The sequence below is a fragment of the Spirosoma daeguense genome (assembly GCF_054776875.1).
The window spans coordinates 315,281-338,757 of record NZ_BAAHBF010000010.1 but is presented as its reverse complement, the minus strand read 5'-3'; the positions used below and the strand labels follow the sequence as shown (position 1 = coordinate 338,757).

The 23,477-nt window shown below is 45.7% G+C and carries 23 protein-coding genes; 9 read left to right on the top strand and 14 right to left on the bottom strand.

The features are described 5' to 3' along the window. Positions 1-28 precede the first annotated feature (28 nt). The 3 genes from ribH to ACYVD4_RS28940 form a co-directional block, all read right to left on the bottom strand. Positions 29-529 (bottom strand): 6,7-dimethyl-8-ribityllumazine synthase, encoded by a 501-nt coding sequence (gene ribH / locus ACYVD4_RS28950; RefSeq protein WP_460951572.1) that lies wholly within the window; start codon positions 527-529, stop codon positions 29-31. Positions 530-610: 81 nt separating this feature from the next. Next, positions 611-1,306, bottom strand: a complete 696-nt coding sequence (locus ACYVD4_RS28945; RefSeq protein WP_460951570.1) for a tetratricopeptide repeat protein — start codon at positions 1,304-1,306, stop codon at positions 611-613. Between the two features lie 76 nt (positions 1,307-1,382). Then, positions 1,383-1,616, bottom strand: coding sequence for a DUF4926 domain-containing protein (locus ACYVD4_RS28940; RefSeq protein ID WP_460951568.1), 234 nt, complete (start codon positions 1,614-1,616; stop codon positions 1,383-1,385). Between the two features lie 256 nt (positions 1,617-1,872). On the opposite strand from ACYVD4_RS28940, the gene ACYVD4_RS28935 reads away from it, so the two are divergent. Further along, entirely contained in the window at positions 1,873-4,269 is a 2,397-nt protein-coding gene (locus tag ACYVD4_RS28935) for a TonB-dependent receptor (RefSeq protein WP_460951631.1), read from the top strand. 68 nt (positions 4,270-4,337) lie between these two features. Continuing rightward, complete coding sequence (locus ACYVD4_RS28930; protein ID WP_460951567.1) at positions 4,338-5,171, top strand: aminotransferase class IV; 834 nt, start codon at positions 4,338-4,340, stop codon at positions 5,169-5,171. Positions 5,172-5,437: 266 nt separating this feature from the next. On the opposite strand, the gene ACYVD4_RS28925 is transcribed toward ACYVD4_RS28930, so the two are convergent. Then, on the bottom strand, positions 5,438-6,469 hold the full coding sequence (locus ACYVD4_RS28925) for a zinc-binding dehydrogenase (RefSeq protein ID WP_460951565.1): 1,032 nt from the start codon (positions 6,467-6,469) through the stop codon (positions 5,438-5,440). Between the two features lie 142 nt (positions 6,470-6,611). Between ACYVD4_RS28925 and ACYVD4_RS28920 the strand changes: the two genes are divergently transcribed. From ACYVD4_RS28920 to ACYVD4_RS28910, 3 genes are read left to right on the top strand one after another with little or no spacing between them, the layout of a single operon-like run. Next, positions 6,612-7,133 carry a GNAT family N-acetyltransferase gene (locus ACYVD4_RS28920; protein WP_460951563.1) on the top strand — a complete coding sequence of 174 codons (522 nt, stop codon included), beginning with the start codon at positions 6,612-6,614 and terminating at the stop codon, positions 7,131-7,133. Beyond that, the gene (gene ybeY / locus ACYVD4_RS28915) at positions 7,130-7,546 is read left to right on the top strand and encodes an rRNA maturation RNase YbeY (protein WP_460951561.1); all 417 of its coding nucleotides are present in this window, start codon (positions 7,130-7,132) and stop codon (positions 7,544-7,546) included. The genes ACYVD4_RS28920 and ybeY overlap by 4 nt, the downstream gene beginning before the upstream one ends. Further along, a complete protein-coding gene (locus tag ACYVD4_RS28910) occupies positions 7,543-8,505 on the top strand; it encodes a polysaccharide deacetylase family protein (RefSeq protein WP_460951560.1) in 963 nt (320 codons plus the stop codon). Before ybeY ends, ACYVD4_RS28910 begins: the two co-directional genes overlap by 4 nt. A gap of 17 nt (positions 8,506-8,522) precedes the next feature. On the opposite strand, the gene ACYVD4_RS28905 is transcribed toward ACYVD4_RS28910, so the two are convergent. Beyond that, positions 8,523-8,945: a gamma-glutamylcyclotransferase family protein gene (locus tag ACYVD4_RS28905; RefSeq protein ID WP_460951559.1), complete on the bottom strand. Its 423-nt coding sequence runs from the start codon at positions 8,943-8,945 to the stop codon at positions 8,523-8,525. A gap of 78 nt (positions 8,946-9,023) precedes the next feature. Between ACYVD4_RS28905 and ACYVD4_RS28900 the strand changes: the two genes are divergently transcribed. Together ACYVD4_RS28900 and typA are read left to right on the top strand one after the other, a co-directional pair. Continuing rightward, on the top strand, positions 9,024-9,230 hold the full coding sequence (locus tag ACYVD4_RS28900; protein WP_460951557.1) for a hypothetical protein: 207 nt from the start codon (positions 9,024-9,026) through the stop codon (positions 9,228-9,230). Positions 9,231-9,468: 238 nt separating this feature from the next. After that, complete coding sequence (gene typA / locus ACYVD4_RS28895) at positions 9,469-11,283, top strand: translational GTPase TypA (RefSeq protein ID WP_460951556.1); 1,815 nt, start codon at positions 9,469-9,471, stop codon at positions 11,281-11,283. Between the two features lie 140 nt (positions 11,284-11,423). On the opposite strand, the gene ACYVD4_RS28890 is transcribed toward typA, so the two are convergent. The 9 genes from ACYVD4_RS28890 to ACYVD4_RS28850 all read right to left on the bottom strand — a co-directional run bounded on the left by ACYVD4_RS28890 (position 11,424) and on the right by ACYVD4_RS28850 (position 19,217). Further along, positions 11,424-11,624 (bottom strand): hypothetical protein, encoded by a 201-nt coding sequence (locus ACYVD4_RS28890; protein WP_460951554.1) that lies wholly within the window; start codon positions 11,622-11,624, stop codon positions 11,424-11,426. A 390-nt stretch (positions 11,625-12,014) separates the two neighbouring features. Continuing rightward, a complete protein-coding gene (locus ACYVD4_RS28885; RefSeq protein ID WP_460951552.1) occupies positions 12,015-12,593 on the bottom strand; it encodes a hypothetical protein in 579 nt (192 codons plus the stop codon). Between the two features lie 12 nt (positions 12,594-12,605). Next, entirely contained in the window at positions 12,606-13,895 is a 1,290-nt protein-coding gene (locus ACYVD4_RS28880; protein ID WP_460951550.1) for an LVIVD repeat-containing protein, read from the bottom strand. 129 nt (positions 13,896-14,024) lie between these two features. Next, positions 14,025-14,453, bottom strand: coding sequence for a hypothetical protein (locus tag ACYVD4_RS28875; RefSeq protein ID WP_460951549.1), 429 nt, complete (start codon positions 14,451-14,453; stop codon positions 14,025-14,027). Beyond that, positions 14,453-14,908, bottom strand: coding sequence for an META domain-containing protein (locus ACYVD4_RS28870; protein WP_460951547.1), 456 nt, complete (start codon positions 14,906-14,908; stop codon positions 14,453-14,455). The genes ACYVD4_RS28875 and ACYVD4_RS28870 overlap by 1 nt, the downstream gene beginning before the upstream one ends. A 101-nt stretch (positions 14,909-15,009) precedes the next feature. After that, the gene (locus ACYVD4_RS28865; protein ID WP_460951545.1) at positions 15,010-16,251 is read right to left on the bottom strand and encodes a serpin family protein; all 1,242 of its coding nucleotides are present in this window, start codon (positions 16,249-16,251) and stop codon (positions 15,010-15,012) included. A gap of 296 nt (positions 16,252-16,547) precedes the next feature. Further along, entirely contained in the window at positions 16,548-17,024 is a 477-nt protein-coding gene (locus ACYVD4_RS28860; protein WP_460951544.1) for a hypothetical protein, read from the bottom strand. 12 nt (positions 17,025-17,036) lie between these two features. Then, positions 17,037-18,650 carry a hypothetical protein gene (locus tag ACYVD4_RS28855; RefSeq protein ID WP_460951543.1) on the bottom strand — a complete coding sequence of 538 codons (1,614 nt, stop codon included), beginning with the start codon at positions 18,648-18,650 and terminating at the stop codon, positions 17,037-17,039. Between the two features lie 15 nt (positions 18,651-18,665). Beyond that, a complete protein-coding gene (locus tag ACYVD4_RS28850; RefSeq protein ID WP_460951541.1) occupies positions 18,666-19,217 on the bottom strand; it encodes an RNA polymerase sigma factor in 552 nt (183 codons plus the stop codon). Positions 19,218-19,378: 161 nt separating this feature from the next. Here ACYVD4_RS28850 and ACYVD4_RS28845 point away from each other — a divergent pair, with 161 nt between their 5' ends. Both ACYVD4_RS28845 and ACYVD4_RS28840 read left to right on the top strand, forming a co-directional pair. Next, entirely contained in the window at positions 19,379-20,236 is an 858-nt protein-coding gene (locus ACYVD4_RS28845; RefSeq protein WP_460951540.1) for a sugar phosphate isomerase/epimerase family protein, read from the top strand. Positions 20,237-20,375: 139 nt separating this feature from the next. Beyond that, entirely contained in the window at positions 20,376-23,462 is a 3,087-nt protein-coding gene (locus tag ACYVD4_RS28840) for a PVC-type heme-binding CxxCH protein (protein WP_460951538.1), read from the top strand. Positions 23,463-23,477: the final 15 nt, after the last annotated feature.

Sequence of the window (23,477 nt, the reverse complement as noted above, 5' to 3'; positions counted from 1 at the left end):
CACTTTCGCTCATTCGCACTTTCACTCTTTAAAATTTAGTATAAACCTGTTCTTGTAAGCCAATCATTTTGATGGCCGTAATAGCGGCTTCGTCGCCTTTATTACCATGTATTCCACCTGCCCGATCAAGCGCCTGTTGTTGGTCGTTGGGAGTTAGTACGCCGAAAATAACAGGCTTACTCGTTTTCAGACCAACATTGGTCAGCCCTTGGGCCACACTGTGATTGATGTAATCGTTATGTTTTGTTTCGCCCTGAATAACGCAACCGATGGCAATTACTGCATCAATATCATCGCGCTGGGCAAACCATTGGGCACCTAAACTTAGTTCGTAGCTACCCGGTACGTTGCCACGCACTACGTTTTCGGGTTGGGCACCATGCTTCAGCAATGTTTGGTAAGCGCCGTCGAAAAGAGCTTCGGTAACTTCACTGTTCCATTCTGAAACCAGTATGGCAAACCGACGATTGCTGATATCAGGTAATACGTCTGTTGAAAAGACACTCAGATTTTTTTGGGCAGAAGCCATTGGAGTAGAGGTTGATGGTCAATAAAAAAGGACAAAACCGGTCGGCTTTGTCCTTTTGCTGTATTGAGAGTTCAAGTACGCTTACGACTCGCCGACCGTTGCTTCGAGCACGGATTTATACTTCTTGGCATTGACAGCCTCTGCCGACTGTCCGTACTTTTCAATAATTTCGTTATACGCGTCAAGCGCCTTATCGTTCTGCTTGGCTTGTTCGTAAGCGACAGCCAGTTTCAGCAAATAACCGGGCGTGAAGAATTTATTTGGCTTATAATCTGCCGCTTTACGATAGTAACTAGCTGCTTCTTCAAAGCTCTTCTTCTCCATATTGGCATCACCAATAAGTCCATAGGCACGTGCCTGAACCAGCAAATCAGACGAACTGAAATTATTCAGGTGTGTGATTGCATCGTCGTACTTACCTTGTTTAAGAAAAGCTAATCCCGTATAAAACTCAGCCAGATTACCACCTTTTGTGGAACCGTAATTTTCGGCTACAGCAAGAAGGCCGGGCGTTTTACCGTCGCCACTGATCGCTTTCTTCAGCGAATCTGCTTCAAGTTGATAAACCGATGGGAACAATTCGGTCTGTGCCGTTTCGTCCTGTGTACCGATGTAGTAGCGATAGCCGAAGAAACCAGCAATCAACAACACAATCCCACCTACTACCCCGAATATGATATTTCGGTTCTGGTCAAAAAAATCTTCAGCCCGTTCAAATTGACCGGCCAACGCGTCTGGGTCTTCCAGAAACTCCAATCCGCTGTTCTTCTTGCTCATGCTTTTGCAATTTGGACTGCAAAATTAGGAATATTTACTATTGTGAAAAAGCCTAAGTCTTAAATATTTACGAATATTATTCGGTACATAGGGTCATGTCGCGTACAGCCAGTACTTCAGAAGGTCTAACAGACCTGATTTGATTGGCTAATAACGTTTCAGTGGCAATGGCTTCACCTGTCAATGTCACAAATTCTACCTCAAAAGCTTGACCATTATTATACACAGTCATAATGGTTCCTATGTCGCCTGATTTCAAACGGCCATGTGAGATATCTTCCTGGAGCACAACTAGATCAAATTCGTTCATATGTATAGCGATAGGGGTTTTATAAAGAAACGACCTATGTCTGGACTTGTTATGTTAAAAATACGTTACCTTTGCTCCTGCTAATCTTCTTAGGGGTGCCCTAATACAACGGGCTGAGATTATACCCATTGAACCTGCGCAGGTAATGCTGTGAAGGGAAATGTGCTCACAGATAGTTTTCTGATGAGCTTTTACAAAAACTATACCAACATACTGGTAGGTTTGGCCCCTTGCCTATCGTCACTCTTTTTCAATGATGAAAAAAGGTACGATTGTGCGATTTTTCGCCTATGTTTTACCCTTGATAGGTTTGTTGTGCCTATCAACGTTGCCCGTCTGGGCTCAACTTTCAATTTCGGGTACTGTTAGCGATGCCGATGGTGGTACGTTGCCCGGTGCTGCTATTGTGCTGGAAGGTACTTATAAAGGTACGTTTACCGATGCCAAAGGTGCTTTTCAACTAAATAATCTGAAGCCGGGGAATGTTTCAGTACGTGTGTCGCTGCTGGGGTATGAGCCTCAACTAAAAGTTGTTGACTTAGCTCAAAATGCTACGTTGACGGTTCAATTACTCAAAACAGCCGTGGCTGTTGATGAGGTGGTTGTGAGTGCTACGCGGGCCAATCAGAAATCGGCAATTGCTTATACTGACGTAACGCGTCAGGATTTAAACAAGCTGAATTTAGGACAGGATATTCCGCAACTGCTCAATTTTACGCCTTCCATTGTCACTACGTCCGATGCGGGTGCTGGTGTGGGTTACACAGGTATTCGAATACGTGGTTCCGATGCTACGCGGGTGAACGTGACGCTCAATGGTATTCCCTATAATGATGCTGAATCGCAGGGAACGTTTTTTGTGAACATGCCCGACTTTGCTTCATCGGTTAGTACGGTTCAAATTCAGCGGGGCGTTGGTACGTCGACAAACGGTGCAGGGGCGTTTGGGGCTTCCATAAATATTCAAACGACTAAACTGGAAGAAAAACCCTATGCTGAAACCAATCTGTCGGCCGGTTCATTTGGTACGCGCAAGGTGAATATATTGGCCGGGACAGGATTGATTAACAATCACTTCGTACTGGATGCTCGTCTGTCGAAAATCTATTCTGATGGTTTCGTTGACCGGGCTTTCTCCGATCTTCGCTCGTTTTATATTTCGGGTGGATACTATACAAAAAAGAGCTTTTTCCGGCTAAACGTATTTTCAGGGCAGGAGCAAACGTATCAATCGTGGGGTGGTGTTCCTGAAAGTTTGGTGAAAACGAATCGGACATACAATCCTTATACGTATGATAACGAGACGGATAATTATCAGCAGGATAACTACCAGCTTATTACGTCTCATGAACTGAGTCGGAACTGGCGTTTGAACGTATCGCTTTTTTATACGAAAGGCCGTGGTTATTATGAGCAGTTCAAACCCGAAGATGCCTTTAGCAAGTACGGTTTACCCAACGTAACGATTGGCGATTCGGTGATTACCAAAACCGATATTATTCGCCGTCGTTGGCTGGATAATCATTTTTATGGCACTGTATTCTCACTTGATTACAACAGCTTTGGCAAGTTAACGGCCAATATCGGTGGTGGCTGGAATCAATATAGCGGAAAGCATTTCGGCGAAATCATCTGGGCACGTATCGCCGGAAACACCAACATTCGTCAGCATTATTATGATAATGATGCAGTCAAAACGGATTTCAATATATACGCCAAAGCCTTCTATCAGTTCACGAATCGACTAAATAGCTTCGTCGATGTACAAGTGCGACAGGTTGGATACTCGTTTCTGGGTTTCAACAATCAGTTGCAAAATGTACAGCAGGATGCCAATCTAACTTTTTTCAATCCGAAAGCAGGTCTTACGTACAGCCTGAACGACCGCGCTACGGTTTATGCATCGGTAGGCGTGGGGCATCGCGAACCCAATCGTGATGATTACACCCAGTCGACTCCGCAAAGTCGCCCAAAAGCTGAACGACTGATTGATTATGAAGCTGGTTATAAAATTCAGACTGAGAAAATAGCCTTCACCGCCAATGTTTATTACATGGATTACAGGAATCAATTAGTCTTGTCAGGTCAGTTAAACGATGTAGGTGCCTACAACCGAATCAATATTCCGGTAAGTTATCGGGCCGGACTAGAGCTTGAAGCTGGCGTGCGACTGGCGAAACAACTCCGCTGGAATGTAAACGCTACGTTCAGTCGCAACCGGGTTCAGAACTTCATTCAGTATCTCGATGATTACGATGCCGGAACGCAGGTGGGTCGTCAATACAGCCAGACGGATATTTCATTTTCGCCCAATCTGATTGCTGGTTCGCAATTAGTATATAACCCATTTAAACGGCTAGAAGTCAGTCTTCTTTCGAAATATGTTGGCAAACAATATATGGACAACACGTCGGATGAAAGTCGGAAGCTCAATCCCTATTTCACGAACGACGTTCGGCTGATTTATACCTTCAAGCCAAAATTTGCGCAGGAAATCGCCGTTACGTTCCTGTTAAATAATGCGCTAAATGCTCTATATGAATCAAATGGAGCCGCATTTCCTTACATAGCAGAAGGTAGAGTCGTAAACGATAATTATTACTATCCGCAGGCGGGTCGTAATTTTCTGCTCGGATTACGTTTACGATTTTAAACAGGCCTAATTCCGGTCAGTTGGGGCATTTACCGTACCTTTGTTGCTGGTAAAGACAACGTATTTATATGTACTACGGCTATTTCAATGGCACAATTGCCCCAACCGACCAACTTGCAATTGGTGTAACAGATCTGAGTCTGCTACGTGGGTATGGTTTGTTCGATTACTTCCTGACGTATAACGGCAAGCCGTTTCAATGGGATTGGTACTGGGAACGCTTTCAAAATTCGGCGATGCGAATGCATTTGCCGTTGCCGGTAACCAAAAACGAAACTTACGCCGTTATCATGGGTCTTATCGACCGTAGTGTCAATGCAGGTGCACCGGCTGATATGGCGTTTCGGTTTGTAATGACGGGCGGTTATTCGGCCGATGGCATGAGCATTGAGCGACCCAATTTGCTGATTCTGGCCGAAAGTATTCATCCGACTCCGTCTATTCAATATGACCAGGGTATCAAGGTTATTCTGGACGAATACGTTCGGGAAATGGCCGAAGTGAAAAGCACCGATTACAAACGGGTTATTTTGATGGCTGAAGCCATTCGGGCGGCTGGCGCGTCGGATTTATTGTATCAGAAAGGGGGCGAAATAAGCGAACTAAGCCGTAGTAACTTCTTTATTGTGAAAGGAAGTCAGCTCATTACGCCCGACAAACATATTCTGCATGGCATCACTCGCCGGACGATAATGCAACTGGCACAGAATGATTTCGAGGTGGTCGAACGGTCGGTTTTGCTCTCTGAATTGTATGACGCCGATGAAGCCTTTACAACCAGCTCAACTAAAAAAGTACTACCTATTGTGCAGATAGGCGATCTGGCTATTGCCGATGGCAACGTTGGTCCAACGTCTAAATTCCTGTTGGAGCAGTTTAATGAATTAATTCAAAACTGGTAAATAAAGGTCAGGACTGGGTTTAATGATAGATGATACGTAGTACGAATCACTGTCATTAAATCCCATCCTGTTTTACTGTTTTAGTACTATATGTTGCAAAGTAGAAAACGTAGCAAATAGTACGCTATCCTTCAAACGAGCGAAATGTGTGTAACCATAAAGTTATCCACATTTATTGTGTGGATAACTTTAGCATTATGTGGATTAGTAGATAAAATCTTATTTAATGGATAAAAAAACAAGTAAACAATCAGTCTACTATTTAGTTAACTACTGATTTTTAGAACAATTTTTCCCAGCTGACTACCTGACTCCATTTTAAGCATGGCTTGTTCCGCTTCTGCAAGAGGCAGGATGGAGTCAATAATGGGGACTAATTTTTTCAACTCCACAAAGGCAAGCATTTCCGCAAACTCACGTTCGTTGCCCATAGTAGAACCAAAGATTGACAGTTGCTTGAAGAAAACTTTAGCCGGTACAATATCAGTGATATTACCCGTTGTTCCACCGAAAAAAGCGATTCGCCCACCCGGTGCCGCTACGTCGATCAGTCGAGCAAAACTAGGGCCACCAGCACTATCAATAATTACATTGAAATAACCCGAGCGTCCTCCTCCGGTTTGCGCCATCAATGTTTTATGCCAGTCTGTTTCTCGATAATTGATACCGCCCGTAGCGCCTAATTCTTTGGCTTTAGCCAGTTTTTCGTCGGAGCCAGACGTAACCCAGACCTCGGCTCCCGATGCTACGGCAAATTGCAGCGCAAACAAAGCTGCTCCACCACCGATACCTGTTATCAATACCTTCTCGGGCAACGTAGCATTATCTGTTTTCAAACCCGCCCTCGACATTAGGGCTCGCCAGGCTGTTAATCCGGCCAGTGGAAAAGCGGCTGCTTGTTCGAAAGAAAGGTATTCTGGTTTTGGATGAACGTAGTTGGCATCCACTGCTATGTAGTCGGCAAACGTACCGTTTTCGGGCATTCCCAATATCCGGAAATCGGCTCCGTAAAAGGCTGGATTATCGCCCCAATGCAGTGCCGGATTGATAACGACCGATTTACCCAACCACGACGTATCGACACCTTCGCCAACTGCTTCCACAATACCCGACCCATCGGAACCCAAAATTACCGGCAATTTTATACCCGGATATAAGCCTTGCTGAACGTAAACGTCGCGATGATTCAGCGAAGCCGCCTGAAGCTTAACCAGCACTTGGCCTGCGCCAGTTTCGGATTTTGGTCGGTCAGTATATTGAATCGGTTGATGAATACCTTCGAGATAAATCGCTTTCATAGTAAATAGAACTGATTTAAACAGATTAACCCTTTTTGACGCCAGATTGTCGGGTAGGCGGCATATAATTCAACTGCAACTAACCCGATAAACTTGTAACACCGGGTTCGACTTTTAGATTTACAGCAAATTTGACAACGTAATGATTACGTACCGCGAAGCAACCTTAGCCGATGCTGAAGCAATTGCTCAACTGCATAGCTTAAGTTGGCAGCAAAACTACAGAGGTATTTGGCAGGATGATTTTCTGGAGAATCATGTGCTGGTAAACCGACGTAGCGTATGGTACGAACGTTTAGCCAAACCAGAAGTAAATCAATACGTTATTGTTGCTTTGACAGATGGCAAAATTTGTGGTTTAGCCTGTACGTATGCCAACGAAGATGCTACGTGGGGAACGTTGCTCGATAATCTACACGTTCATAAACAGCAAAAAGGGCAGGGTATTGGCACTGAACTGATTAAACGAGCCGCTCTTTGGGCAGTTGAAGAGAAATCAGCAACTCGTTTTTACCTCTGGGTGTTAGTTGACAACACAAGCGCCCGAAAATTTTACGAAAGTTTAGGCGCACATAATCAGGAGCAGCTTTCCCTGGAAAACCCCGACGGAAGCTTTTCGGACTGTTGCCGCTACGTATGGACTGATATAACCAGACTTTTATGATTCGTTTTTTTAATGAGGACGTACCGTATAAACTTCCTCAGAAACTGGCTGTTCGCCAGTGGTTGAAACAGGAAGCCGAGCGCGAAGGCTACACCATCGGTGAGCTTAATTATATTTTCTGTTCTGATGAACATGTGCTTCAGGTAAACCGCGATTATCTCCAGCATGACTATTATACCGATATCATTACGTTCGATCAGAGCGAAGAAGAAGGTAAGCTCGAAGGCGATATCTTTATCAGCGTTGAGCGTGTTGCTGACAATGCTGCTCAGTTGGGTCATGCGCCTGAGCAGGAGATGCACCGGGTTTTGGCACACGGTATGCTCCATCTATGCGGCTATGGCGACAAAACCGATGAAGAAGCAGCACAAATGCGGGCGAAAGAAGAGGAATGGATGAGCCGTTTGCCATGAAAAAGATCAACCATCAATTGATACGTAGCGGGCTGCTTTTGTGCCTTTGTGTGCTGTTGGCTTTGGTAGGCTACGGCCAGAAAAAAATCGCAATTACCATTGATGATTTACCAACTGTTTCGAAATACTACGTTACGCCCGACGCGCAGATAAAGCTGACGCAGAAATTGCTAGCGCATTGCACGAAATTTCAGGTTCCGGCTATTGGCTTTGTAATCGGTAGGCCATTACAGGCAAATGGTCGACCTGACCCGGATCATATTAAGCTCTTGACCATGTGGATAAATGCTGGTCTGGAATTGGGTAATCACACATTCGCGCACAAAGATTATAATCTGGTTTCGTTCGACGAGATGAAGGCGGATGTTATTGCCGGCGAACAGATTGTGAAAAATCTCGTGACAAAACAGCACAAGCCATTTCGCTATTTCAGGCACCCGTTTTTACGGAAAGGTGATTCGCAGGCTAAGAAAGATTCGCTCGAAGCTTTTCTGAAACAACGCGGTTATCAGGAGGCTCCGGTTACGGTCGATAATTCTGACTGGTTGTTTTCTGGTGCATACGACAACGCTTTATTGCTTGGCGATACGTTGCTGGCATCGGAAGTGGGCAAACGCTACGTCGATTATATGGAAAATTGCGTGGCCTATTATGAAGCACAAAGTGATTCGCTTTTCGGGCGACCCATTGCGCATTCGCTGCTGATGCACGCTAACGCCATCAATGCTGATTATCTAGGCGCTTTACTGGCGCGTCTGAAAGGACGTAACTATTCGTTTGTCCAACTGGGTGAGGTGTTAAAAGACACGGCTTACCGTTCCGAGGATCGCTTTTATGGTAAGGGCGGCATATCTTGGCTTCATCGCTGGGCGCTGACCAAAGGCAAAAAGGGAGCTTTCTTTAAAGGCGAACCCGAAGTACCGGCCATGATTGAGGAATTGGCGAATCGAAAGCTATAAGTTTTTTGTCAGTTCTGCTACTGCCCTGTTGATCTGATATAACGCTCATAATCACCAGACTCTATCTGCTTTTTCTCAACAATGGAATCGTTATACAGATAAATCCAGCAACCTAGTGTTTCTCCGGCACAGTCAACGGGTATAATCTCCCGAACATATTCCTGCGGCTGGGGAAACGTAGCACCAATGCCTTCGTATTCATCCAGACGTAGTAAAAGTTCGATCTTAAATTGCTTAATATCATAAACATCACCCCAAACAATAGTTGTACTGTCGGGTTGATAAAGAGCACCGGGGTAAGAAGCAATATCGAAAAGTTGCCCCGAAAAACTGCCCTTACCAACGTAGCGGCTGTGTTGGTGGAGTAATTTGGCGAACGGATTTTGGAAAGAAGCACGTAACGTACCGTATACCAGCAGATAATCAGCGTCCTGAATCATCAAAAACAATAAAAATTGACCTTGGCGTATGGACTAATATAGCTACTTTTAACGTTACGTTTGAAACAGGTTGAGGACATGAAAAAGACAAAAGTAGTTCTGATGATAGCCGCGTCGCTGGTATTGGTAGAGATCCCATTAGAAACAATGGCTTCTCGTGCTTCAGCGTCGACCGAGACAGCCATTTTTAAACGTAAACGCAAAGGCTACAAACCCAAGCGTGGAGGGCTTTTCAACACCGGTCTTTTCCGGAAGAAGAACCCCTGCGGTTGCCCGAATCATTAAACAATTGTTAAGAAATTGTACTTATAAGATATACAGGCCCTTATACGGGCTTTTTTTCGTTTTTTAATTGTAAAAATCTGTGTTTCAGCGTAAAATTTCTTACCTTTGCGAAAAAATTGACCGAGATTTAATGGATTGAGAGGTTAAGCTGATTTGCTTTCATGGAAAGCGGATGGAGGAAGGACGAAAACATATCTGGTTAATCCTGAAGTCAGCGTAATCCCGGTTCAAACATTGTATGCAATCGATTCGCAATATAGCTATCATCGCCCACGTTGACCACGGCAAAACGACATTGGTCGACAAAATTATTCACGCGTCCAAACTCTTTCGGGACAATCAGGAATTCGGCGACCTGATTTTGGACAACAACGATCTGGAGCGGGAGCGGGGGATTACCATCGTTTCTAAAAACGTATCTGTACGTTACAAGGATGTTAAAATTAACATCATCGATACACCGGGCCACAGTGACTTCGGTGGTGAAGTGGAGCGGGTTCTGAAAATGGCTGATGGCGTATGTCTGCTGGTCGATGCTTTTGAAGGAGCAATGCCACAAACGCGCTTTGTACTTAGTAAAGCGTTGCAATTGGGCCTGAAGCCAATTGTTATCGTTAACAAAGTTGATAAAGAAAACTGCCGTCCTGACGAAGTGCATGAGCAGGTTTTCGATTTAATGTTCAACCTCGGTGCAACTGAAGACCAGTTGGATTTTCCAACAGTTTACGGTTCGTCGAAACAAGGCTGGATGGGTCCGGATTGGCAGAAACCAACCGACAACATCACCTATCTGCTCGATACGATTGTAGCAACGATTCCGGCTCCTCCAATGAATGAAGGCTTGCCGCAGATGCAGATCACATCGCTCGATTATTCGGCTTTCGTAGGCCGGATTGCTATCGGTCGTGTGCACCGTGGTACGTTGAAAGAAGGCGCTAACATGGGACTTGTTAAATCGGATGGTTCGGTAAAACGGGTGAAAATCAAAGAACTACACTCGTTCGAAGGTCTTGGGAAACAGAAAGTAGCTGAAGTAATGTGTGGTGATATCTGCGCCGTTACGGGTCTGGAAGATTTCGAGATTGGTGATACGTTGACCGATTACGATAATCCAGAAGCTATTGACCGGATTTCGGTTGACGAGCCAACGATGAACATGTTGTTCACCATCAACAACTCGCCATTCTTCGGTAAAGAAGGTAAATTTGTTACGTCGCGTCACCTGCGTGATCGTCTTTACAAAGAGATTGAGAAAAATCTGGCGCTACGTGTTGAAAACACAGATAGCGAAGACCGTTTCCTGGTATATGGTCGGGGTATTCTTCACTTGTCGGTTCTGATTGAAACGATGCGTCGGGAAGGTTACGAGCTACAGGTTGGCCAGCCACAGGTACTTTACAAAGAAGATGAAAACGGCCATAAACTGGAGCCCGTTGAAACCCTTGTTGTAGACGTACCGGAAGAAACGGCGGGTAAAGTAATCGAGTTAGCTACCCAACGGAAAGGTGAATTACTGATTATGGAGCCTAAAGGCGACCTGCAACACCTTGAGTTCGAAATTCCATCACGCGGTCTTATTGGTCTGCGCTCGAATGTATTGACTGCTACGTTTGGTGAGGCTGTAATGAGCCACCGTTTCAAGGAATATCAGCCGTATAAAGGCCAGATTCCAGAGCGGATCAATGGTTCGTTGATTTCGATGACCAGTGGTACAGCTACGGCTTATTCGATTGATAAATTGCAGGATCGGGGTTCGTTCTTTATTGAGCCTGGTGATGAAATTTACACGGGTCAGGTAATTGGCGAACACAACCGTCAGAATGACATCGTAGTAAACGTACAAACGGCGAAACAATTAACGAACATGCGGGCTTCTGGTTCGGATAACAACGTAAAAATTGCGCCAAAAATCACGTTCTCTCTCGAAGAATGTATGGAATACATTCAGAAAGATGAATATCTTGAAGTAACGCCGAAGGCGCTCCGGATTCGCAAAATTTTCCTTGATGAAAATGAGCGGAAACGTAATGCAGGCAAGTTCGCAATGGCGTAAAAAAACTACTATTAGATATAAAAAAATCCCTGCTGAAGAGCAGGGATTTTTTTATATCTAAACAATTAATAAATAGCGAAAGTAAATCAAATTATTCAGTAGAAATTAAAGTTAAAGCGCACGTAATGAGCGTATAACCTTTACCGCCCGACAAAAGGACTTTCCAAACTAAATGCAAATGTAGGCCGTGCACTCACCGGAATTACTAATGGAGATGTAACAGATAAATCAGGCTTAATTTCGGCATTTTTAGCCGCCATATATTCAGCCTGTTTTAGTTTGTGGTAATACCCGGCAAGAAATAGTGAAATACCAATTAGTGCCATAATAACTTTTTTCATAACGGTTGCTTTAGTTGCTTGTTAATGGGTGCGAATAAGATGCCTCAAATTGAAACTTTAGTCAAATATGCACGAATTTATTGACACCCCTTTTATGTTCAGTTTTTCTCTTATCGAACGGTAACTGGTAACTATATCATTTGCCAAATTGAGACTGAATAACCAGTGAAAAAGTGACAATTTTTTCATGAAATTTCAGTAAAATCTGTCAAAAACTGCCCTAATCGCACGCAATGATAGGTTACTGATTCACAAGTGTAGTTATGGTATCAATAAGTGCTGCGAGTTAAGATAAGAATAGATATAATGTTCGGCTAAAAAATCTGACCATTAGAATAACCTATCCATCTATAAATTGTTAGACCAACACCAATAATTAAAGCTTAAAATTTAAAAACTGACACCCAGTCGAAGCGACATCCGGTTATAAACTCGTGTTTCGTGCTTGGCTAACTCATTCCAGAAAAGCGGCTTTTCGGCTTCAGCTTCTTGTCGTTTATAGCTAAGTGTCATGATAAAATTCGAGCTTGTGGTTTTCCCGATCCGAAAACCAATTCCTGGAGAAATAACCCATCCTCCCGACGTTTTGTAGCCAGCGGCATCTTCATTCAGCCAGCTAAACCCCCAACCTGTATCCATACTGGCAAAAACGCGCAGATTTTTATCATTTGGTCGGGCAAGGTCGTAGCGAATTCCTGCGCAAACGGGCATCAGCAAAGCTGTATTGTACCAATCAACGCCCACTGTAGCGCCGACAGCTAATCGCGGACGTAGCAAAACTCCGTTGAATGTCTGAGCAGTAAGGTTAGTTCGTTTGGCCACTGTTTCCGATCCCATCGAGCCGTATTTGACCTGACCAAATAAGACGCCTAGCTCGGTCATATTTGTAAAAACAGGTTTAAACGGTTCTGTTTGTCCATGCGCCAGTATAGGAAGCAATAGACTCATAAGGAGTAATACGTTTCTCATGACGTAGCGTTTTTAAAAGTAGTATGGACGGCTAACAGGAATTTTACTGAGTTGACGTAGCCGGGTTGGATTGGTATAATCGAACTGATAAAGACCGTCTTTCCCGATCATCAATAGCGTTTTATTTAGGGGTATTACGTCGTACGCATCCTGACCAGCCAGATGTTCAAGTTGCTTGATATCCAAAGCCGACGTAGCGTCGAAGGTTTTCAGACCATGCTTTCCTTCGCAGATAAATACGTTGGGAAAATCGACTCCTAAACCGTGCGGATTAGCCATCGGGTAGCTCTTGATTAATCGTGGCGCGGTTAGGCTACTGATATCCACTACGTCGAGCTGGTTAATGAAACCACCACATTGGGTGCCATTACGTAGTGTTACGTAAGCAATATTCTCATGGACTACTACCGGATCGCAGACGCGGGCATGTTCGAACGTAGACAATCTGGTCGGACTAGCCGGATTCGAATTGTCGTAAATGTGCATGCCGGTTTGTGAACCAATGAATAGTTTGTCTTTATAGGGGAAAATTGTTTCAATACCCCAACCCAATGAAATACGATTGCCTTGTATCGGATTCGCTGCGTTCTGAATATTGAACAACTGCATATCTGATTGACTAACTGTGTATAAAAAGTTGTTGTACAGGGCAAAGCGAGCCATTGAACCCCCTACGCCATTACTGGCAGGTGAGGCTGCGCCTGTAGATGAGCCGAGCGAATTAAACGATGCATCGACCATACATGTTGGGCAATTACGCCAGCTACTGGCACCAGCTCCATCGCAATCCGTTTTTATGGTTTCTGTTACGTATTCAACACGCTGATCGCTCAATGTTAAGGTTTGGGCATTCACGCTCCACGATGCACCTTCAAATACGCCATTTGGAAAAACGGATTGAACCCGATTTACTTCTTTGGGTTGGACTGGGTCGGTAATATCAAAAGCCACCAAATCCATATAACTATCTGCGTAAAGGATATTGTTGCGAACAGCCATATCGCCATTTCCGGGAATGCGCAGAAAAGCAATAGGCTTGGGAGAGGATGGATCGCGGTTATCGATAATATGTAATCCTTCTTTCAGTTCATTGATGAACAGATAGCCGCTTTTGGTATAAATTTTTCCGGGTTGTTTTAATTCACGAGCCTCTTCAACCCGAACGCCTTCCCGCACCTGACGTACCGTCAACGTAACCGGAACGAAGCGTCGGAACGTACGTGTTTCTTCGCAACGGTCGGTGCAACCCGTTTGCCAGAAAAGAGGGAGTATCAATAAAAAAAGTAAACGATTAGCTTTCATACGCTTAGAAGGTAAGGTTATGAAAACAGGATTCCAGAAGTTGCTAAAACGTTGGAAGACATATGAAAAAATTGCCCGGCTGTCTTAATTACGGCCGGGCAATGTTGATCTTACACAAAAGTAAAGCAATTATGGTCGTTGATATAAGTAGGTCGCCCCGTCGGCAAGTTTAACACCCTGTGGGCTTCGCTCTGATAAATACAACTTGTTATCGGTAATCCAGAAAGGCTGCTGGGTTGTATCGGCTGAGAAATAAAGAATACCCTCTGAACCCGTATTCCCAGATAGTTTCATTGTATAAGATGTCTGCGACTGAGTTTTACCGTTACGTACCTGTAAATACGTACCACCTTCAATTGAGCCCGAAAAGGTAAGTGATTCGCTGTAACCGACTTCCGCTGCTGTTACGGTTTTTTGCGTCAGTCCATACGTAATACTGACCAGTTTCCATTCACCTGCTACTGGCGAGAGCGGAGAACAACCACACAGACGCTTTTCACAACTCAACGCGATCCAAACCAGAAAAAAGCAGAATGCGCCCAACTGATAGCGTTTCATTATTTCACGCGTTTATAAACCAACACACCAGGCACTTCGCCACCATAAGGTAATTTGAGTTGGTCGCCCGATAACTCGTAGCGTACAACCGCTTTCAGGTTGGTGTAATACCTCTGTTCAAATTGCATGGCAGCGGGTTCTCCACCTATTTTGGTCGAGCCTATCGGATCAACAACCATCATGCCGTCTACAGTAGCAAAAAAACGAGCGTTGTATTGATTAACAGACGATTGGCCGTTGCCGAATAAAGGCGTAACATCGTTCGGTGGATTTTTCTCGTCCAGCGTAAAAACCAGTGACACTTTATAGGAAGAATCAGGTTGAACAAGCTGCCAGTTGCCAAGTAGACTAGCTATTTTCGGTGATACTTCTTCGTTTTTTTTGCTACACTGGCTCAGTACTATAATACAGGAAAATGCCGCAATAACGAAACCTACTTTTTTTAATAGCTTCATGATTCAAGTTGTTTAAAGCATTTTTTTAGATAACTGTCTGAAAATATAATAGTTATCTAGAATTGAGAGCGTCAGGGCGCTTACCGACGATTCACCAGACGTTAGTTCGTTGTTTTGGTCGGATTCGCAATCTTTCCAACAAACAACACTGTACCTGATGTTTTCTCGTGAATGACAAACACAAAAGGCCGATTGCAGAGCACGGGCAAAGGTACTGACGTAGTAACAACGCCTACCGACGTAACAGCAGCCGCTTCTGTACCTTTTTCATCAACTGTAACAAACGTGTTTTGCTTCACAAAGCTAAGCTTTAATCCCGTTGCTGTGCTTATTTTACTTAAATCGGCACTATTGGTGAAAGCGGTAGGCATTCCCATAGTTTTCAGCACTTCGTTCAACTGGATTTCGTATTCAAGGGTAAATTTGGGTAAGCCGAAATCCACCGTTCCTTCAGTCATATCTTTCTGAAGTTGTGTCCAGTCGGTTTCTCCAAAACTTGCCAGTAAGGCTTCGGCGTTAGAATTTTCAGACGGAAGCAGAACGGTCATAGCGTATTTGTCGGAACCGTACGGAAGCTCAAAAGCTCCATAATTAGTACGATAAGCCCGACGCATAGTCATATTTTGCCGCATCATTTTCACCGTTGCCTGACCACCCGAAGCCAGTTTGAACGGCATATCGGTAGTCAGTTCCGGCTTGAATTGTGATTTCCAGTCACCTTTAAAATAAAGGGCGTTCAATAGGAAAAGCACATTATCCGGGTCGATTCTCTCAATCACCTTCGGAACTTTTCCGTTTGTTTTTTGGCTGGCCCAGTTATTAATAAGCCCAACCGTAGCCGGGTTGTTAAAATCCTGAGCTGATATATCGGCCTTAAACGATTGTTTCAGCAAATCCTGATACGACGTAGCAACCGGATACGTATTCCGATACCAGGCTGAATTGGCTAAAGTCAGGGTAACTTTAGCGTCAACGCCCGGTAGGTTTTCCATCAGGTTCTGGTACGTCTGATTCGCTTCGGCCAACGTTTGCGCATCTAGTTTCAGCGTTTTCTGAATTTCCTGTGCGGTTTGTCCATTGGCGCCATTCAACACCATGCCCAGCGCCATGTGAAGACTCAGCGGAGAAATAAAGACGTTTTTACTCGTGCCTTCCTGCGTACTTACGTTCTTCGCCAGATCGAAAGCAAACTGCGTCGTTTGGTTCGCAAATGGAGCCGAAACCCGCAATTCTTTGGCTGTACTGGTATCGTCGGCTGCTACGTCGGCATTTTTACAACTGATGGCCGTAAACAGCATACCTCCTGTCAGAAGTGTTACAGCCGAAAAAAGACCCGTTTTCATAGTGAGTAGTATTTGTTGTTTGAGGGAAAATTGTTTTATAACCTACGGTTCGTAAATAGATTTGCTACGTCGCTGCGTAATTAGGTTACGTTAATCCGGATAGTGAGTTAACCTGTTGACTAGTAGTTTCTTATGGTTATGCCGTTAGGTGTAATATTAACCCCATCCTAAATTCCTCCCCCGTAGGGAGGGACTTGAAAAGTGAACTCTGGGAAGTCCCTCCCTACGGGGGAGGAATTTAGGATGGGATTATTTTATTGTCCATTATTCACACGTAGCGACGACGTAGTGATAAGTTATTTACATTCTTTCAACGATTCTCGGTGTTTCCGCAGGTCACTAACGAGTGTTTCGAACCCTGGAATTGTTTCGCCATGCGGGAACGTAACGCGGTGTTTCTGAGTGCCCACTTCTAACTCAATATATTCAGCACCACCATCGGCGCAATCGGGGCAACCAATTACGGCGGGTTGTTTGCCAAAGGTTTCCAGATCAGATTTTGAGACGAGATTGTTCCAGTCGGCCTCGCTGATGGTCGATTCACACGAGCGTGGAGCAGGCGTTGTGAGTTGGCCCGGCGCTTTTTCTGTCAGCGAAACGCGGGTTCCATTAAAAACATACGCTTTCTCACAGTAGCCCATGCAAAAGCCGAAAGCAGTACCACTTCGGATGGTTAACTCACTAGCCAGATTCTCAGGACTTACTGGCGAAACACTACTGGTACATTGTGTAAAAAGTACCAGTAAGGCAAAAAGATTTCCAAAACGTTTCATAACGATTCATGTTTAAAAATGATAATCAACTCCAAAGCTCATGCCCATGGTTGTAGGATGGCTTTGTACCTGTGATTCGGCCTGCGTGCCAGACGTCAGCGAAGGCTGATAAACGCCAGCCACCGAAGCCGACCATTGACGAGACGGGCGATAGCGGAAACGGGCTCCCATCGTAGCAGCCAGAGATACAGGCCGATATACGCCGTCCTGAGCCGTTACCACAACATTATCACCCACCGTATTCTTAACAAAAATGTTGGTCAACAGGCCACCCAATACAGACATACTCAGACGCTTGCGCGGACGTATCTGGTAGCCGACCTGCACGGGGACCTGCATAAACTGGTAATTGTTGGTCAGTGTCTGCTGGCTAAGTTCGTTGTAGACTGTCTGACCCGAAAAATTGTTGCTAGTGTTACTCACCATCTGCTGATCCATCATTGCCCGGTTACTTGTGCTCGTACGTAGTGCATCGACGAACAAATTACTGTTGCTTACGGCCAGATTTGAGTAAGCATTTGATTGGGTTGGTGTTTCAACGATAGAGCGACCCGACAAAAAGCCAATTCCTGATTCAAGCGTCCAGTGCTCACTTAATTGAACTCCTGCGCCAGCCTGATAAGCCACGGATAAGCTAGATCGGCTATTGATCGATGGCTGGGTATTTTTGAAGGCGCTCGATGGGTTATTCTTAGAGGGCGCACTGCTAACCATTGCCATCGCTGGTGCCGATTGAACCGATACCATCGGATTGAACGTACCAGACATCATTCCCACCGAAGCCCACATTTCCCGGCGCTCATGTTTACGATTTTCGATGGCTGATTCAAGAGGCAGTTCTGCCGGACGGAACCATACAATACGTTGAATGGGGCGCACTCCACCCAATCGAAGCGATTTGTTACGCAACTGACTAATCGAAGCCGTTGCATACGCCTGTTCGTCTATTGATCTGGCTTCTACTGCCGACACAGGAGCATACATTACCTCGCCAGCCAGTGCTTTTGAGAACGTAGCAGATGGGCGTGAAACCGATGCAACCGTATTAGCACGTTTATCAAATGAAGCTAAATCGTCCGTATTTTGGTAACGCCTAGCTCCCCTCGTTCTAAAACGATTTGATACAGATTCATGCTGTTCGGAAGTCGTTACGTTACGTTCGCTACGTTGAGATTTGGCCCGCGATGCGATCGTTCCTGAAGCCGATACGTCTGGACTTGTTAAGTGTTCCGGTTCTTGTGATAATCTGGTTTCCGGAGCTAGTAAATTAGTGCTGCTTTTCTTTTCTGCTACGTCTTTAGAGTCGGATTCCTGTGCGCTTGCTACATCTGCTTCTTTAGATTGGTGTACCGCACTTATAGTTTTCTCCGATTTATCAACCGACAACGTAGTGATAGCCCACCAGCCAACGAGCAACATGGCAACGGCGGCTGCCACACGTATTCCCCAGGCAACTGGGCGAGATGAAGCCAGACCCATGCCCCACAAAGGAAGTATTTTAGGCCCGTTCGATTCATCTAACTGACGTTCAATGGCATCCCACACGCGAAGCGGAGGTGTTTCACTGGCTTCGTCAAACACCTTTCGCCACAGGTCGTCAGGTATATTTTTGTCTAGTTCATCCATTTCCTGTGTGTTTCCTTAAGAGCGTCCCTGAGCCGGATGCCCATCCGAGTGTAATTTTTGTTGCAATAGCCCCCTTGCACGGGAGAATTGCGATTTTGATGTTCCTTCTGCAATGTCAAGCATCTCTGCAATTTCCGGATGTGTATAGCCTTCAATGGCATACAGGTTGAAAACCGTTCGGCAACCGGGTGGGAGCTCCTGAATCAATTGTAGTAGATATTGATAATTCAGTGTCGGTAAACTTTCGTCGGCCTGAGGCAAAACCGGGGCCAATTCCTGTACGTCGGCCGCATGTTCCCAGGGTTTGTTTTTTCGTAGTTCTTTCAATGCCGTGTTTATCACAATCCGCTTCAGCCAGGCTTCCAGAGGGCACTCAAATCGAAACGAGTCGATATGTCTATAAATCTTCACAAACGCATCCTGCAACACATCTTCCGCTTCGTCGGGGTCTTTTATATACCGTTTGCAAACGACAAAGAGCTTCCCGGCAAACCGCTCATAGAGCAGTCGCTGCGTAGTTCGGTTCTGTTGTCGGCACCCTTCGACTAATGCGTATTCATCTTGCATAGCAACGTTGACTCAGTAAAGACCCTGCTCAAAAAGAGAGGGTTGTAAAGCAGCCACAAAAAAAATATTTTCTTGTTACAATTATATACGCTGTAAGATTAGTAATGTTCGGTGCTTTATAGATACGTACCTTTGATTGTTGGTTCATAAACAAAATTACCATGAATCGTCGTGATGTGCTACGTTATACGCTCGGAGCAGGATTTGTTACGTTGGCTAACCCAGCGCTGTCTAATCTGATACGAGTCGAAAGTCGATTTAAAATCGGCGCCTGCGACTGGTCGATCGGGCCAGCCGGTGACTTGAACAGCTTTACCGTTGCCAAACAGATTGGCCTCGATGGGGTTCAGGTGAGTTTAAACACCAAAGCTGACCATGAGCACCTCCGACGTCCTGAGGTGCAGCAGCGGGTCAAACAGGCGGCTAGTCAGGCGGGGGTAGCTATTGGAGGACTGGCCATCGGGTTGCTCAACGAAATTCCCTATAAATCGGACCCACGTACCGAACAGTGGGTTCAGGACAGCGTAGACGTAGCACAGGAATTAGGCGTGAAAGCGATTTTGCTGGCGTTTTTCAGTAATAACGACTTACGAAAAGATAAAAAAGGCACGCAAGTGGTCATCGACCGACTGAAAGCGGTTGCGCCCAAAGCCGAGAAAGCGGGTGTTACGTTGGGTATCGAATCATGGCTATCAGCGCCTGAACATCTGGCTATCATGGATGCCGTAGGTTCGCCAGCGGTGAAGGTCTACTACGATGTCTGTAATTCGACGGTAGGCGGATACAACATTTTTGATGAAATTCGTAGCCTTGGCAAAGACCGTATCTGCGAAATTCATCTGAAAGAGAACGGGCACTTACTCGGCCAGGGCGATGTCGATTTGAAAAAAGTACGGCAGGTGCTTGATGAAATTGGCTATTCGGGCTGGTTGCAGATTGAAGGTGCCGTTCCGAAAGGCAAACCAATGCTGGAGAGCTATATCGAAAACAATAAAACGGTGCGATCACTTTTTAGCTGATTCAAGTCTAACAGCAAAGAGCTCAGGTAATCGCATAATATTAGGAAGAATAATTCGCTACGTTAGCGAAGAACGTAGTCTTGTAACAAGTCGCTACGTAGTAAAACTGGGCTAACCCCATACTAACTCTGGAATTCTGATGAAAAAAATCTTATCCCTGAATCCTTTACCGATTGCCCTATCGGCGGCTGGCCTTCTATATCTGGCCGGACAGAGCCTTCAACCGGATAAACTCGTTACGTCTCATCTGAATTCGAATCCGCTACGTACCGTTATCGCTGATCCCGATTCAAACCGGCTGTACTTGCCCAATGACCTTGAAGTTACGCTTTGGGCCGAATCGCCGATGTTTTATAATCCGACCAACATTGACGTCGATGCGAAAGGGCGGGTTTGGGTAACTGAAGCCGTAAACTATCGGAAGTTCAATAACAAAGCGGATAAACGACTCAATCATCCCGAAGGCGAACGGGTTATGATTCTGGAAGATACTGATGGTGACGGAAAAGCGGATAAAAGCAAACCTTTCGTTACCGATTCGGCGCTGGTTTCGCCATTGGGCATTGCCGTTTTAGGGAACAAAGTCATTGTTTCGGCGGCTCCAAGTCTCGTTATGTATACCGACGATAACAGCGACGACGTACCCGATCATAAAGAATTGCTACTCACAGGTTTCGGTGGCTTAGATCATGATCATTCCTTACACGCTGTGGTGGCTGGCCCTGATGGGAAATATTATTTCAACACAGGGAATGCCGGTCCGCACGTAGTAACCGACAAAAACGGCTGGACGCTACGTTCAGGTAGTTTGTATACGGGTGGAACGCCGTACAACAAAATCAATCACGGCAATCAGGTTAGCGACGATGGACGTATCTGGACGGGCGGCATGGCGCTACGTATCGACCCCGATGGCGCAAACCTGAAAGTGATGGGCCAGAATTTCCGGAACAACTACGAAACGGCTATCGACTCGTACGGAAATATGTGGCAGAATGACAATGATGATCAGGTAGTTGCGTGTCGGACGAGCTGGCTTATGGAAGGCGCCAACGCTGGCTATTTCAGTAGCGACGGCACGCGTTTCTGGCAGGCCGACCAACGTCCGGGACAAACGATTCCGATGGCGCACTGGCATCAGGAAGATCCGGGCGTCATGCCCGCTGGTGACATTACGGGTGCTGGCTCACCAACAGGTATGGTTTTTTACGAAGGCGATGAACTCGGTCCGCAATATAGGGGCATGTTGCTCAGCGCCGAAGCCGGACGTAACGTCATTTTTGGCTACAAACCCGAAGTTTCAGGAGCAGGTTATCGATTGCAGCATACCGATTTCATAAGTTCAATGCCTGAAGTGGATGTGAATTATAAGTGGAACGACGTAGCAAACGATACGCGCAAGTGGTTCCGCCCCAGCGACATTGCCGTTGGCCCAGATGGGGCTTTATATATAGCTGACTGGTATGATCCTATTGTTGGCGGTCACCAGATGAAAGACAGTAAAGGGTATGGTCGTATTTATCGGATTACGCCAAAAGGCAAAAAACTGACCATTCCGAAAATAGATTTGACGACCACCAAAGGACAGATTGCCGCTTTGTTAAATCCATCGATCAACGTCAGAATGATGGGTTTTGAAGCTTTAAGAGAGCAGGGTGAAAAAGTTGTTGAACCTGTTATGGAGTTGCTGACGGCTACAAATCCATACCATCGGGCGCGGGCTATTTTTCTGTTGGCGCAGTTAGGAGCCGAAGGCCAATTTGAAGTAGAGCGCTTGTTAAAAGCCGTCGATGCGCCCGTCCGGGTAGCTGCTTTACGTGCACTACGTAGTATTACACCCGAAAATTCGAAAGCGAATCCGGCGCTAACTGCTTCTCAGAAAGCTCTCTTACCTCTGCTTGGAAATCTGTCGACCGACCGGAGTTCGGCAGTTCGGCGGGAAGTTGCCATTGCGCTACGTGACGTACCCTATTACGATTGCCGACTGGCGTTGCTGAATTTGATAAAAGGATATGACGGTCAAGATCCCTGGTACCTGGATGCACTTGGGCAAGCGGCCGATGGGAAAGCGGAACAGTTATACGCCGACTTACGGCCAACACTGCCAATTGATCCGGTTGAATGGGATCAGCGTACCGCTAATCTCATTTGGGAATTTCACCCGGCAACAGCAGTATCTATGTTGAAAAAACGAGCCGAAGCGCAGAACCTAAGTCCTGAAGCGCGTAAGCAGGCTATCGTTACGTTAGGGTTCATCAAAACCGCACCCGCTGCTCAGACTATGTTTGCTTTGACAAAATCGCCACTCAAAGACGTAGCAGAGCAGGCTGCGTATTGGGTAAACTTCCGGCGGGGAAATGACTGGGCAAAGCTGATGAAGTGGGAAGACGTAATGCCAACGCAAGTGTCGGCTGAGGAACAGAAAATGCTGGCGAATCGGCAGATTTTGCTGGATGAATATAAATCGGATTCCGAAAAGCGGAGAACAGCCCTCGAAATGGCCCGGAACCCCGAAGGAGGAAAAATTCTGGTCGGACTTGCAGCCGATAAAAAACTTCCCGACAACCTCTTGAAAGCGATTGCACCCGCCATCCTGAAAAACCCGGACCAAACCGTTCGGACAATGGCAAAGGAATATTTTTCAACAACGTCCGAAACACCTGCTTTGGCAACTCTAACTCAGGTTTCCGTCGAAACCGTTGCACAAACCGCATCGACCGAAACGGCTCCAGCGAAAGTAGAAACCGCTCCTGCGAAAGCAACCGCGTCGGTGTCGTCGGGTAGCACGGACCCCGCTATTGCCGAAATTTCGTTGCTGACCGGGGATTCCCAAACCGGGCGTAACATCTTCAAAACCAATTGCTCTACGTGTCATAAACACGGTCAGGTGGGGACGGACGTTGGTCCCGAACTCACGCAGATTCACCAGAAATTCGACAAAAACGGCTTGCTGGATGCTATCATACATCCCAGTGCTGGCATTGCGTTTGGCTATGAACCGTGGCTGATTACGACCAAAAAAGGGCAGACATTTTATGGTTTTCTGGTTAGCGATAGCGATCAGACGCTGGTTATCAAAGGCGTTACAGGACAGAGACACACCATTCCTGCCGATCAGGTTTTTTCGCGAAGGCAATACAAGACCAGTCTTATGCCCGACCCTAAAGCTATGGGCCTGACTAATCAGCAGTTAGCCGATTTAACCGCGTTTTTGTTGCAGCAATAACGTACCCTGAACAGT

Excerpts from the sequence above, each read along its gene's own strand:
- ribH (WP_460951572.1), bottom strand. The coding sequence starts at position 529 with ATGGCTTCTGCCCAAAAAAATCTGAGTGTCTTTTCAACAGACGTATTA.
- ACYVD4_RS28945 (WP_460951570.1), bottom strand. The coding sequence starts at position 1,306 with ATGAGCAAGAAGAACAGCGGATTGGAGTTTCTGGAAGACCCAGACGCG.
- ACYVD4_RS28940 (WP_460951568.1), bottom strand. The coding sequence starts at position 1,616 with ATGAACGAATTTGATCTAGTTGTGCTCCAGGAAGATATCTCACATGGC.
- ACYVD4_RS28935 (WP_460951631.1), top strand. The coding sequence starts at position 1,873 with ATGAAAAAAGGTACGATTGTGCGATTTTTCGCCTATGTTTTACCCTTG.
- ACYVD4_RS28930 (WP_460951567.1), top strand. The coding sequence starts at position 4,338 with ATGTACTACGGCTATTTCAATGGCACAATTGCCCCAACCGACCAACTT.
- ACYVD4_RS28925 (WP_460951565.1), bottom strand. The coding sequence starts at position 6,469 with ATGAAAGCGATTTATCTCGAAGGTATTCATCAACCGATTCAATATACT.
- ACYVD4_RS28920 (WP_460951563.1), top strand. The coding sequence starts at position 6,612 with ATGATTACGTACCGCGAAGCAACCTTAGCCGATGCTGAAGCAATTGCT.
- ybeY (WP_460951561.1), top strand. The coding sequence starts at position 7,130 with ATGATTCGTTTTTTTAATGAGGACGTACCGTATAAACTTCCTCAGAAA.
- ACYVD4_RS28910 (WP_460951560.1), top strand. The coding sequence starts at position 7,543 with ATGAAAAAGATCAACCATCAATTGATACGTAGCGGGCTGCTTTTGTGC.
- ACYVD4_RS28905 (WP_460951559.1), bottom strand. The coding sequence starts at position 8,945 with ATGATTCAGGACGCTGATTATCTGCTGGTATACGGTACGTTACGTGCT.
- ACYVD4_RS28900 (WP_460951557.1), top strand. The coding sequence starts at position 9,024 with ATGAAAAAGACAAAAGTAGTTCTGATGATAGCCGCGTCGCTGGTATTG.
- typA (WP_460951556.1), top strand. The coding sequence starts at position 9,469 with ATGCAATCGATTCGCAATATAGCTATCATCGCCCACGTTGACCACGGC.
- ACYVD4_RS28890 (WP_460951554.1), bottom strand. The coding sequence starts at position 11,624 with ATGAAAAAAGTTATTATGGCACTAATTGGTATTTCACTATTTCTTGCC.
- ACYVD4_RS28885 (WP_460951552.1), bottom strand. The coding sequence starts at position 12,593 with ATGAGAAACGTATTACTCCTTATGAGTCTATTGCTTCCTATACTGGCG.
- ACYVD4_RS28880 (WP_460951550.1), bottom strand. The coding sequence starts at position 13,895 with ATGAAAGCTAATCGTTTACTTTTTTTATTGATACTCCCTCTTTTCTGG.
- ACYVD4_RS28875 (WP_460951549.1), bottom strand. The coding sequence starts at position 14,453 with ATGAAACGCTATCAGTTGGGCGCATTCTGCTTTTTTCTGGTTTGGATC.
- ACYVD4_RS28870 (WP_460951547.1), bottom strand. The coding sequence starts at position 14,908 with ATGAAGCTATTAAAAAAAGTAGGTTTCGTTATTGCGGCATTTTCCTGT.
- ACYVD4_RS28865 (WP_460951545.1), bottom strand. The coding sequence starts at position 16,251 with ATGAAAACGGGTCTTTTTTCGGCTGTAACACTTCTGACAGGAGGTATG.
- ACYVD4_RS28860 (WP_460951544.1), bottom strand. The coding sequence starts at position 17,024 with ATGAAACGTTTTGGAAATCTTTTTGCCTTACTGGTACTTTTTACACAA.
- ACYVD4_RS28855 (WP_460951543.1), bottom strand. The coding sequence starts at position 18,650 with ATGGATGAACTAGACAAAAATATACCTGACGACCTGTGGCGAAAGGTG.
- ACYVD4_RS28850 (WP_460951541.1), bottom strand. The coding sequence starts at position 19,217 with ATGCAAGATGAATACGCATTAGTCGAAGGGTGCCGACAACAGAACCGA.
- ACYVD4_RS28845 (WP_460951540.1), top strand. The coding sequence starts at position 19,379 with ATGAATCGTCGTGATGTGCTACGTTATACGCTCGGAGCAGGATTTGTT.
- ACYVD4_RS28840 (WP_460951538.1), top strand. The coding sequence starts at position 20,376 with ATGAAAAAAATCTTATCCCTGAATCCTTTACCGATTGCCCTATCGGCG.